Raw genomic sequence first — 11,977 nt, 5'->3', positions numbered from 1 at the left:
GTTAACGTACTTTTTTACGTGGTTTTAAACAAATCCTCAAATCCATTAAAAACAGCGAATTACGTCCATAAAGATGCCAAACTAGCTATAAATAAGGAAATTTGTTTATATGTAAGGATAACATATTCATTATCTTTTAAAATAGTGATTTTAATAAGTAATAATTCAAGTGTTTTCTGTAGAAACGCATAAGACTATTACTAATAAGCCGCAGACCTTTATAAACTATTACTAATAAGCCGCAGACCTTTATAAATGTGTCAAAGACTTGTTTTTGTACGTTATATGCTTTCCCTAAACACGGCCTAAAACCCTGTTTTTGTTCTCAAATTTAATCATTTTATTATTTTTGAAAGTTATAAAAGGAAAGCTGCACTTATGAAATCATATTCTATAAAAAATAGAAGTTTTACAGACCTATTATGGAACAACGGATTCACCGACCTATCTGTTAGAGGTCAAAAAACGATTGCGGAATACTTTCATCGTCAGCAGTACTTAGCGGAAAAAGTAGAATAAAACTACACGCATTTACTTATGTTTTGTATTTAAGAATATTTTCATCCATATCGTCTGCTGACTGCGCAATCAACTCTGCTGCAGTCGAAATTTGCTTGGCTCCTGTTACATTTTCTGATGAACGCTGAGATATATTGGCAATACTTTCACTTACCGATTCAAGTGCACCGGCTTGTTCTTTAGTGCTACTGGTAACCTTATCCGACACAATTTGAACCTCACAAATTTGTGTGCTGATTCTATCTAGTGTTTCTTTAATTAACTCCGCTTGAGTTGAAGCATCCAAGGCATTTTCTTTACCATGTTCGATAATATTAAATGCTTGTTTTGATCCTTCTTGTAATTCACTAACAATTCGAGCAATGTCTTCCGTAGATTGTTGTGTGCGGCTTGCAAGTGAGCGTACCTCGTCTGCAACAACTGCAAAGCCTCTACCTTGCTCTCCAGCCCTGGCAGCTTCTATTGCGGCATTAAGCGCAAGTAAGTTAGTTTGTTCTGCAATACCCTGAATTAACTGAACCATGCTAGTTATACTTCCGACTCTTTCGTTCAAGTGGTTTATTGATTCAGCCGATTCGGTCATATCCCTGGCGGCTTCTTGAATCACAGTAACAGCATTAGTCACAACGCCCTTACCGTCTATTGCTTCATTTACCACTTTGTGGATTGAGTTCGTATTATTTTCCATAGAGCTAGCAATATCATTGAAACTAGCATCCATTTGTAAGATAGATGCAGAAATGCCTTCTAGCTCCGTCTGTTGTTTTTCTAAGTTGTGTTGACTTTGACTAATGGCAGTAGCTGTTTCTAGTGATGAAGTATTTATATTTTGAGATGCTAACAAAAACTCTTTTAGGTCGTTTGAAAACAGCTTCGTTAATGAATTTATCCCTTTAGCTGCCTCGCCAAGCTCATCAAAGCTTACAACGGGAATCTCGTCGGCTAAGTCACGCTCATCCACGGCTATTTCAATTCCTTTTTTAATCATATCTGACTGATTTTTCCTAATGCGAATAGCCATAGAAAGTGCAATAGTAACGACAATTCCAATTATTAAGATAACCAATTCAACAACGAGAATAATTACTGCCTCTGTTTGAATAGCAATAGCTGTCTCATCAACCACTTGTAATGCTTTTTCTTCAGCTTGCTTCAGTACGTTAATTCTCTCCGTAGCTGCCTCAAACCAATCTGACGATTGAATGCTAAAATTTGAATTTTTGCTCGAAATAACTTTTCTATATGCTTCTACTTTGGTATTGGATTCACTGCTAAGCGCTTCATTGAATATATCTATAATATCTGAAGTTGCTGACTCCAATGCCTCGTAAGTAAATACTTTTTGTTTCGTTACCAGCTCTGTGTGCTTGATTCTTAGTTGAGGAGTAAACCTATTTGCTGAAAGTACATTAGCTAACACAGCTCTCTCTATACCAGCTGACTCCTTAGTACTTGAAAAGTTATAAATGCTAAATAGTTCTGCAGAAATAACCTGATTTGAGCTTAGCTTTGACGCCATAATTACGATATGAAGACCTAAAGAATTAGTATTGGTATAAAAACTCAATGCTTCGTTAAGTTGCATTGATAGAGAGTCGACGTCACGTCGTGTTTTGGAAATATGCTTAAATGGTTCAATAAAATCTTTGTACGCTTTGTTCATTTCATGACTAAGTTGCCAATTATCTCGTCGACGTTTTAAGGTCTCAAATGCATCATCAACAAGCAATCGTTGTCGACTTAACTCACCTCCGAAGTTTTTGCCTTTTGACCCTATGTAACCAGCGGTTAAACCACGCTCTTTTTGAATTTCATGCACTAGAACTAACGTTTGATGAGATAAAAAAGCGTTGTATTCAGACTCATATGCGTTAGCCATTCGTTGATACGAGTGATAAACATCGTAGCTAACAACAAGTGCCAGCAAAATGCATGGCACCATAATAAAGAGGTTTAATCGTGATGAAATGTATTTAAACAAAACCGAAGACCTTCTGGCTTATTTATACTATTTATTAATTAAAGCTCGTAATTACAGTTATCGCCAAAATTTTGTAAATTTTTCGTTAACACATACAGTAATAAAAAAGGTGCAAAAGCTCAGGAAAACTAAAAAGTTAATTTCCTTCCAAACTAGCTTAGTTTTAAAGTGGCAGGCTTGTTTTCTAAGATTGGAACAGCTAGTTATTGTAATGTTGCCCTTGTAGTACAGAGGCTAACATTTTGTTATCGTTACTTATTATGCGCACACGCTTTGTCTTTTCTAGCTTTAGCTTCTGCACTTTTATCAGAAAAATAGGCTGTTATAGCTTTGTTACACGCCCTATCTGCATCGGTTAATGCGGGTATATCAAATTCAGCTATTTGCTCTTTTTCATCACTAAATGGAGAGCTTGTGGCTATTTTATGTTGGAGTTGTTTTGATTCATTAACCACATAATCAGCTATTTGTTTTGCTCTATGTAGTTCAAATTCTTCGAAAGTCATTTCCTTTATAGATAAGCGCGAATCAATATTTTCACCGTAGTGGCGAATATAAAACGTAAAAGCGACGGTGCCCAATGCGCCAAGAATTAAAAATTTAATGATGAATCGGCTAAGCATTCAAAATCCTTTTGAATAAAAGTGGAGAAACGAGTTAAGAGTGAAGCGTAAACGCGTCGCTTTTAAAGCTCACAGATACCTTGCTTCCGTACGGCATATCTTCAATGTATTCGGTGATAAATTCAAGTACATTTTCAGGCTGATAATGGTCAACCTTTGTTTCTTTACTTGGCTGATAAATAAGCGCTTTATAACATTTGTTTTTGTATGTGACTTCACATCTAGCAAACCTAAAATCTTCTGCCGGAAAACCTTCAAACCAACTAACGCTTGGTAAATGGTGATCGGGTTTCGTTAATGTAATTGCAGTATCAAAAGCGATATTTAGTGTACCGTTATAACACCAGTCGATATCCACCCCAAGTGCTTTAAAATAAGGTTTTTGTAAAGCGATAGTAGAACCTTTGAAAGGATTATCTGTCGCCCTGCCAGACGCTACTTGGTGACCTTTAGTTAACGTTCCTATTAATGTTGTAGTGTCAGCCATGGTATAAAGTCTGGCGAGTTTTCTGGCTTATCCTTGTATTCATTTATGTTCAACAGCGTCAGTAATAAATTAAAGACATAGATGTTTTGAAACGCAGGCATCGTGCCTTGTTTTATGTTTGGACCAGTTGCTATAAAAATAGCTTCCATCTCATTTGTATCTGTTAAGTCATAGCCATGTGTAGCACTCGTTTCATAACGCTTAGTTGTAAAGATAATCCCTGGCTTGGCATTAACGATAATATCAGGCAGAACATCTTCATTTATTGGACTAGGTTTCAAATGCCAGTGCTCAGGAAACTGATGTTGGTTATATACAGTGAAGCGCCCTGCTGCCATATCATTTAACGTATCTGCAACTTGTCTTAGCTTTCGTTTATCTTTTTCATAAATAAACAGTTGTGTTTGGCCATCTACGATTTTAGTGGTAGTTGGAAAATTCACTTTATCCATCTCTAACTTGGTATGAACATCTGTCATACCATGGTCAGACACCAATATGATATTTGCGTTAATATTACGCTTTTCAATTTCGGCAAAAAATTCGCCTAATAATACATCGAGCTTTGTAAGCTCTTCTTTTGCTTGCGGTGAAAAAGCGCCGTAATTATGGTTAGTAGAGTCTACGATCGAAAAATAGGTGGTGATAAATTTTGGACGCTCACTTTCTGGCAGGCTCAACCAAGCTAATACTTTATCTAGCTTTGTTTTCGCATGAGTTGACTGTAAGTACTGATAAAATTCAGATGGCGAATGACCAAATAGTGTTGATTCAGACTCTGGCCAGAAATAACTAGTCGATTTTAACCCGCGCTCTTCTGCAATAACCCAAATAGGCTTGGCCTTTACCCATGTCGGATCATACTTTCCATCTCCTAATTTATAGTTTTTATCTCTGCTTCTAGAGAAAAATCGGTTGTGCAGAATGCCATGTTCACCTGGGTATTTACCGGTAACAATAGACAAATGGTTTGGAAAGGTTTTCGTTGGAAAAACAGGCAACAACGCTTCTGCAACGAGTCCGCTTTCTGCAATTTTTGTAAGGTTTTTTGGCTTAAGTTTTTTGAACTGATGGTTAGCCAATCCGTCTATCGAAATTAATACTGTTGGTGCATAGTTGGCTAAAACGGAAGACGAAAATAAAACAAGCGCCAATAGAAAGTACTGCACTGGAAATCCTTATACATATGAAATAAAAAAGGAGCATAACGCCCCTTTTTTAAATAAATAAGTCTTTGATGTTTGCTAAATCTGTTTTTCCATTAGCAATTTCTTCGGCTGAAAGACCTGATAGTTCATGTGGGAACACCAACCATTCATCTGATTCGTGTACATAATAATCAGGAACAATATCAACTTTGCTGTTTTTAGGTTTATACCAAGGCGTAGCTACACGCACATCTTTTGGCATGTTATTGCGCATAAGCTGCTTTAATTGTTTGATAAGTGCATCAATACTGCGACCTGAGTCAAACACATCATCAACAATTAAAAGGCTGTCTTCAGTGTTTGCATTTTCAATGATGTAGTGAAGGCCATGCACTTTGATTTCTTTACTTTGCTGGTTTATGCCGTAGTAAGAAGATGTGCGTACTGCGATGTGATCAGTCTCTACTTTTTTGAAGTCGAAATATTCTTGTACTGCAATGCCAATAGGAGCGCCACCGCGCCAAATACCAACAATATAGTCAGGTCTAAACCCGTCTTCATATACTTTAGCGGCTACGCGGAAAGAGTCTTCAAGTAGCTCTTGCGCTGAGATAAATTTTTTATCCATTTCGGAGATTACCCTTCAAAAAACAAACAGGATGCATAAGCGCCCTATTTTAACAAAATATTGACTAGTTGGTTAACTATTCTTTTCGATATGTTGATCTAAAAAGCGTAGATGCTGATAAATAGTATTACTAGTTTCCCAAAGCATATTTTTATTTAGGTTTTTAAACGTATCAGTCGTTTTATGATAATTACGATGTGTACCTACACCGTAATAGATAAAAGGGATTTTCTTCTTATAAAAAATGGCGTGATCACTCGCTAAGTACCAAGAAGATGTTGTGCCGTTCTTTATGTTCGTCGCCCTATCAAAGCCTTTTTTTACATTGATGGGAGAGCTTTGTAAGAGTAATTTAAACCCTTTCTTTGAATCGTTGGGGAGCACCGAATAGAAACGTTGGTAAATATAACGTAGCGACTTAGTCCGGCTATCACCACCTATCATATCTACATTAATGTTTAATACGGTATTTGAAAGAATACCCTTGTACTGTTTAGCAAATGCTTTGGCGCCTTTAAAATTAAGCTCTTCACCATCAGTGAATAACAAAATAATGCTATGTTCTGGCGGATTTACAGTAAGTAAACGTGCAAATTCCAGCAAAGCAGCCACACCCGAAGCATTGTCGTCAGCACCATTAAATACGCTAACGCCTTGCGTGCCAATATGATCGTAATGTGCTGTTAGTACGATAAAATTATTGGGGTGTTTAGTGCCTTTAATTTTCCCAACAACATTTTCACCTTGTCGAGTCGAAAAGTTACGTTTGAAGGAAAATTGATGTAACAGACTGTTTTGCGTTTTAAGTGGGCTAACACCAAACTCTGTTAGTTTTTCTGCTATGTATTTCGCTACTAGGTTAGCTTCTGCAGTGCCCGTTTTTCGGCCCTTTTTATCTTCTGCCGAAATATATTGTACGTGCTTTAGCAAGATGTCTTTATCAAGATGATAGTGGAATTGTGGAACTGGCGTGTTTGATGACTTATTTGCTACACACGCAACTAGTCCGAGCGCCGCTACGGCAATTAACAAATACTTCAACAACATCTAGTTTTCATTTAATAAGCTAAGCTTAGCAATATACTCTCGTTCAATTGACGGTATCTTATTAGCATTTATGGCTTTTTTCATCGCTAATTTAGCTTGGTCTGTTCTGCCCATTGCATTAAGCACCTTCGCTAATCCGTAATACAGTTCATGGACTTTAGGATTTACTTTTATTCCTCTTTTATAGTGTCTAACTGCGCTTTCTTTATTGCCTGCATAGAAAGCTTCATCCGCAAGTAACGCATGATAATAAGGGTTTTTAATACGTTGTTTGAGTATTAAGCTGTCTAGCCTGCGAGACTCATCATAGCGTTGCTGTTTTTCAAGCAAAATAGCTAAATTGGTCATAGTGTTCAGACTGCTTGGCGACAAGCCAATAGCATGGCGATATGTTTTTTCAGCCAACGTATTATGGTTTGTAAACCGGTACAATATGCCTAAATTTCCCCAACTTGCTGGATAGTTTTCATCTACATCAATCGCTGCGGTAAAGTACCTAAACGCTTCATCATAATCTTTTCTAACTAAGGCTTGCGCACCTTTATTGTTGTAAAACATAGCGGTAACGGTATCACGCGATATTTTGCGCTTAGGAAATTGCTTTTTCTTAATAAATGGGTCGAAATCTATCTCTATATTGTTGTTGCCCCAAACAACACTCACTAGTGGATTTTTAACACCCGTGATCACTAAATTTACATGCCCAGTAAGCATATTGTACTGGCCATTTCGAACCCAGTATTCTGGTACTTGCACGTCTTGAAATCTGACATTCAGCCCTGCTTCTTTAGCCAGCGCATAAGCCATAATCGTTAAAGACATGCAATTCGCAGTTTTGTCTCTATATGCTTCACTAGCCGTAAGATTTGCATTGCTTTGGTAAGCTACTGTAGATTGCTCGCTTGAAAATATATGCTTTACAAGCTTCATGGCTCTATTGTGATTAGAACGTTCTGGAATGAAAGAGCTATGTACCACCTTTTTCATTTCATCGCTAAGACGATATATGTCTTCTTCGCTCTCTATGTTGATATCTGCGGCCGCAGGAAATAAAGATTCTTGAATAAGTTGTTCAGGAACAACACTAGGCGTTGCGTACTTGTTTTCAGGGGTCGAATTACAAGCACACAGTACAATTGCAAGAAAGATAATGAAAAAGCTTTTCATATATAGCCTTATAACTGCCACTACAACTTAAGTGTAATCCATTCCCTCACTTTTTCATTTTGATGAAGAATTTATTAATAAAGACTTACATTTTTACAATAAACATTGCCTTTATTGGCGTTTATACACCGCCATTTTAGTTTGTGTCATATCTTCCATGGTATAGCCAATACCACCTGTACCGTATCCTGATAGTTTACGACCAGCAAAAGGCATCCAGTCGACACGAAAAGCGGTATGGTCATTCACCATAACAGCTGAAGCGTCTAAATTGTCTATACAATGTTGAGCTGTAACCATATTTTCTGTGTAAACAGCCGCCTGAAACGCGAACGGCAAAGCATTAGCAAGTGAAATTGCTTCATCCAAGTTGTCATAGCTATATATACATACAACTGGACCAAACACCTCTTGTTCAGACACTTTACTATGCTTCGAAGGATTCAATAGCACAGTAGGTGCATAGGTCGTCAACGACAACTTCTTTCCGCCCGTTATTAATTCGGCTCCTTCTTCTACGGCTTCATTTACCCATTTTTCAACTCTTTCTACTTCAGTTGGCCTAATTAGAGGGCCGCATTGCGTCTCTTCTTCCGTAGCATTTCCCACAATAAGTTGAACCGCCTCTTTTGCTAGGCGCAGAGCAAACTCCCTTGCCGTATTTATTGGCACATAAACACGTTGAACCGAGACACACACCTGTCCTGAGTGATAAAACCCGCCTTTAAGAATAGAGGGGACAACAGTATCTATATCTACGTTATCATCGACTATCACAGGCGCGACACCGCCATGTTCTAGCGCACATCTTGTACCCGGTGCTAGTTTCGACTTTAACATCCAGCCGACTTTTGCTGATCCAATGAAACTTAGAAAAGATACTCGCTTATCAGTAACCATCTTTTCGGCAACTAATTGATCACAAAGTACCAACTGACACCACATGTCGGGTAAACCGGATTCACGCGCGATTTCTACGAATACTTTGCAACTTAGGGGAGTATCCAAAGCAGGCTTAACAAGCACGGGACACCCTACTGCTATTGCAGGAGCAACTTGATGAACGATAAGGTTCAACGGGTGGTTGAATGCTGAAATAGCGACGACAACACCAATAGGCTCTTTTTTTACATAAGCGCATCGCCCTGCTCCAGCGGCTGTGAGATCCATCGGAATTTCCACACCTCTATCGCTGTTTAATTGCGAAACACACAATTGAATACCGGCAATTGCCCTTTCGACTTCAACACGTGAATCTATCAGCGGCTTTCCGCCTTCAGCAGCTATGAGTGATGCAAGTTCGTCAGATCGATGCTGCATCTTATCCGCTATATTATTTAAAATTTGTATTCTTTTGTGTGTAGGCAGCCATTTTTCTCGACTATTAAAGAGCCTCTCTGCATCAGCCAGATATTTATCAATTGCGTCCCAATTTTCGAGTTTAATTCTATCTAAAACAGTTAAATCATAAGGGTTTACAACATCAAGCGTGGTAGTCGACATACAAATTACTTTCTAAGCGCACATTTAATAAATAATATGCGACAAGCATAATTGAATGGCGCTAGTTTTTATATGCAAAATATTTTGATAATTGCATGTTTATTATGACGCCTTTCGCTTTAGCTAGATAATTCTGGAGGAATAGATTTGTGCGGATGGAAATACGGTCTTCAGCTGCTCATTGCTAAGGTGCCAGTGTTGGCTCAAACCTGTGGCTATCCAACTTAAAATATTGGACGTTGGTTTTAAATCCCTGCCTTCGAATAATTGGTTGGCTGATAAACCAGGCCATTCACCTAATACATGCCCACCTTTTAGCGAGCCTCCTGCAAACAACAGTACATTTCCTGTTCCGTGATCAGTCCCTTTGGTGCCATTTTCCTTCGCTGTTCGTCCAAACTCAGACGCAATAACGACGAGGGTATTTTCCCATTCTTCATCTAAGGATTGTTTGAGCGCTAGTAAACCTTTATCTAGCTGAGATAGCATTCTTTTTAATCGTGGAGTCTGGTTATTATGAGTATCCCAACCACCGAGTTCTAACGTTGCTACGGTTAGTCCATTGTCCTCTTTAAGCAAAGTGCCAGCGGCTTTAGCTAACTCGACAAACTTATGCTTACCTTTTACTTTTATATCTCCAGCCATTTCCTTTACCGATAGCGCGTTTTTAAGCGTCATAGATAATGCATTGTCATTTGCATACATCCTGTGTAGTTGACTAATAAGTTCATTGTCTGCTGCCTCTAATCGACTAGGATACCAACTGGACGCTTTATCAGTTTTCCTTAAAGACAATGGAATGCGTTGAGAAATAGCAACAGCATTATGACTATTTCCACTAATTGCCCTGGCTAACCAACCGCTTTCAGCGTCGATTACGGGTAAACCTGACTCTAAAAAATCTTGGCCATCAAAATGGGAACGACCTTTATAGCCAGAGCCTACCGCAATCACAGGAAGCAACTGCTTTTGCTGATACCAAGAAGCTAAAGTGGGTAAAGCACCGTTCAACGAAAATGCGCTATTCAAAGGGAAGCAACCTTTTAGACTGTCATTGAACAATGTAGGTCTTAATTCACCCAATTGTTTTTCATTATGAGGAATAACGGTATGTAAACCGTCTAATGCGCCGCGTAAGCATACCCAAACAACCTTTTTATTTGCCGAATGGCTATTTCTACTTTGTGTAACAGCGTTCACGACGGCAAAAGAAGGAAAACCTGAGAGTAACAAAGACGCAGATAGCCCTTTAAGTATTTTTCGTCTTGAAGCATCCATATTACTTCCTCATAAATTCTGGGCTAAGCAAAGCTAAAGAAATGGCTAGCTGTTTAGATTCGGCCCTTTCAACTACTGATTTGTTATCTGATGTGGTGTTGTTTGCAAATACACGCTGTACAATATCGTTAATTTCAACATTACCGTATTGGCTGACAAGGCTTATCCATTCAACTTTGTTGAGCAAAGCGTTTGGCGCTAGCCAAGTACTTTCTGAATCATCAAATCCTGCTGGAGAGCCTGCTTTAAATGGTTGCTGCCCCATTAAACTTAATGAGCGCATTGCTTGTTTAGGCTTGAGTTTTTTAACCCCCACCATACGAAGTGAAGAAATAACGTATTCACGTCCAGTTTTAAATTTCCTTCGAGTCAAGGACTGTCCTTGTTCACTCTCTAAAAGTGTTCTCATAACACTAGGTATGTGACCTTTAGAGTTAGCCCATGTCTCAGACAACTGTGAAATTAGATCGTCTGATGGTTTATCGACAATAAAATGTGAAGCTATTTTGGTGGCTAAATGTTTAATGGTGCTAGGATGCTGTGATAAATCAGATAAGATTATTTCGCCTTTATTGATACCTGGCTGTGCATAAACTTTATTTAGTATGGTTTGGCTTCCTCCCTGATGCCCATTCCTTCTAAACTTAAAACCAGTTTCACCTTCTTTAGTTGGGTTAGCTACACTCCACCCCGTTATCGCCAATGCAAGTTGATTCACGTCTTTTTGCGTATAGCCGCCATCTACTCCTAAGGTGTGTAACTCAAGAATTTCTCTCGCTAAGTTTTCATTGAAACTCTTTCCTCGACGCAGGCCAAGTTTGGATTCTGGACCAAAGGACTTTTCATTATTAAGGTAAATAAGCATTGCCGGGTGCTTAATAACAGCGCGTAACATATCGCCAAAGTAGCCATTCAAGTAAGGCAAAATTGCCTCACGCTCCAGCGTTGGCGCCAATGCCGTCATTACGCGCCCTTGGGCAGATACACTAAAATGATTTGAGAAAAAATCGAGGACACGCCAACCGAACCCATTAGTTGATTGTAGATAAGCGTTAAAACTGTCGATACAGTAATTTCGATAAGTGTCTTTGGAGTATGAGCTTCTAAATACCTTTCCCTCTTTCTTAGCTACTTTTTTTGCAACCCTTTCTTTTGAAAGTTGGAGACTAATTTGAGCCGAGTTTGGTAATGTACTATCCAACTCATTTTTTAACGGTGCTTTCAATTGAGATATAAGCCAATCAGTAGTATTCGTTTTACTGTCGAATGACTGGTTCTTGCCTATACCAAAGCCATAACGATGAGCCGCAAAGTAATGATTCATGCAAATCCTACAGACGCTTTTTGAACTACGTTATCAACATTGTGGGCTTATTTGAATGACTACGCAGGTAGTTTTACAAATCTTTGCATTTACATGTTGGGACAGAGAAATAAGCTGAAAATATTTTCAAGAGACTAGAACGAAAAAAGCCTCGCATTTGCGAGGCTTTAGAATATGGCGGTGAGATAGGGATTTGAACCCTAGAAGGGCTACAAACCCTTGCCGGTTTTCAAGACCGGTGCTTTCGACCACTCAGCCATCTCACCAATTGA

General features: G+C 38.6%; 10 protein-coding genes and 1 tRNA gene. All 11 read right to left on the bottom strand.

What is annotated here, in order from left to right; genetic code table 11:
* Positions 1–535: 535 nt before the first annotated feature.
* Positions 536–2,500, bottom strand: a complete 1,965-nt coding sequence (locus ACFSJY_RS10830; RefSeq protein ID WP_386034110.1) for a methyl-accepting chemotaxis protein — start codon at positions 2,498–2,500, stop codon at positions 536–538.
* Between the two features lie 251 nt (positions 2,501–2,751).
* Positions 2,752–3,123, bottom strand: a complete 372-nt coding sequence (locus tag ACFSJY_RS10825; protein WP_386034107.1) for a hypothetical protein — start codon at positions 3,121–3,123, stop codon at positions 2,752–2,754.
* A gap of 34 nt (positions 3,124–3,157) precedes the next feature.
* Complete coding sequence (locus tag ACFSJY_RS10820) at positions 3,158–3,610, bottom strand: hypothetical protein (RefSeq protein WP_386034105.1); 453 nt, start codon at positions 3,608–3,610, stop codon at positions 3,158–3,160.
* Positions 3,589–4,779, bottom strand: a complete 1,191-nt coding sequence (locus tag ACFSJY_RS10815) for an alkaline phosphatase family protein (RefSeq protein WP_386034103.1) — start codon at positions 4,777–4,779, stop codon at positions 3,589–3,591. The genes ACFSJY_RS10820 and ACFSJY_RS10815 overlap by 22 nt, the downstream gene beginning before the upstream one ends.
* Before the next feature lie 49 nt (positions 4,780–4,828).
* Positions 4,829–5,386 carry a phosphoribosyltransferase gene (locus tag ACFSJY_RS10810; RefSeq protein WP_386034101.1) on the bottom strand — a complete coding sequence of 186 codons (558 nt, stop codon included), beginning with the start codon at positions 5,384–5,386 and terminating at the stop codon, positions 4,829–4,831.
* 72 nt (positions 5,387–5,458) lie between these two features.
* Positions 5,459–6,433 carry a M28 family peptidase gene (locus ACFSJY_RS10805; RefSeq protein WP_386034099.1) on the bottom strand — a complete coding sequence of 325 codons (975 nt, stop codon included), beginning with the start codon at positions 6,431–6,433 and terminating at the stop codon, positions 5,459–5,461.
* Positions 6,434–7,600, bottom strand: coding sequence for a tetratricopeptide repeat protein (locus tag ACFSJY_RS10800; protein WP_386034097.1), 1,167 nt, complete (start codon positions 7,598–7,600; stop codon positions 6,434–6,436).
* 111 nt (positions 7,601–7,711) lie between these two features.
* Positions 7,712–9,103, bottom strand: coding sequence for an aldehyde dehydrogenase family protein (locus tag ACFSJY_RS10795; protein ID WP_386034095.1), 1,392 nt, complete (start codon positions 9,101–9,103; stop codon positions 7,712–7,714).
* 123 nt (positions 9,104–9,226) lie between these two features.
* Positions 9,227–10,381, bottom strand: a complete 1,155-nt coding sequence (locus ACFSJY_RS10790; RefSeq protein WP_386034093.1) for a DUF1501 domain-containing protein — start codon at positions 10,379–10,381, stop codon at positions 9,227–9,229.
* Between the two features lies 1 nt (position 10,382).
* On the bottom strand, positions 10,383–11,705 hold the full coding sequence (locus tag ACFSJY_RS10785) for a DUF1800 domain-containing protein (RefSeq protein WP_386034090.1): 1,323 nt from the start codon (positions 11,703–11,705) through the stop codon (positions 10,383–10,385).
* Between the two features lie 175 nt (positions 11,706–11,880).
* Positions 11,881–11,971, bottom strand: a tRNA-Ser gene (locus ACFSJY_RS10780).
* Positions 11,972–11,977: the final 6 nt, after the last annotated feature.

This window comes from Thalassotalea euphylliae, assembly GCF_042682785.1.
In the GTDB taxonomy this organism is placed as follows: Bacteria; Pseudomonadota; Gammaproteobacteria; order Enterobacterales; family Alteromonadaceae; genus Thalassotalea_F; species Thalassotalea_F euphylliae.
Note: the sequence above shows the minus strand (reverse complement) of the source record. Positions and strands in the feature narration are given on the sequence as shown.

Coding starts and splice junctions, on each gene's coding strand:
- ACFSJY_RS10805 (WP_386034099.1), bottom strand. CDS start 6,433: ATGTTGTTGAAGTATTTGTTAATTGCCGTAGCGGCGCTCGGACTAGTT.
- ACFSJY_RS10800 (WP_386034097.1), bottom strand. CDS start 7,600: ATGAAAAGCTTTTTCATTATCTTTCTTGCAATTGTACTGTGTGCTTGT.
- ACFSJY_RS10825 (WP_386034107.1), bottom strand. CDS start 3,123: ATGCTTAGCCGATTCATCATTAAATTTTTAATTCTTGGCGCATTGGGC.
- ACFSJY_RS10810 (WP_386034101.1), bottom strand. CDS start 5,386: ATGGATAAAAAATTTATCTCAGCGCAAGAGCTACTTGAAGACTCTTTC.
- ACFSJY_RS10790 (WP_386034093.1), bottom strand. CDS start 10,381: ATGGATGCTTCAAGACGAAAAATACTTAAAGGGCTATCTGCGTCTTTG.
- ACFSJY_RS10785 (WP_386034090.1), bottom strand. CDS start 11,705: ATGAATCATTACTTTGCGGCTCATCGTTATGGCTTTGGTATAGGCAAG.
- ACFSJY_RS10820 (WP_386034105.1), bottom strand. CDS start 3,610: ATGGCTGACACTACAACATTAATAGGAACGTTAACTAAAGGTCACCAA.
- ACFSJY_RS10795 (WP_386034095.1), bottom strand. CDS start 9,103: ATGTCGACTACCACGCTTGATGTTGTAAACCCTTATGATTTAACTGTT.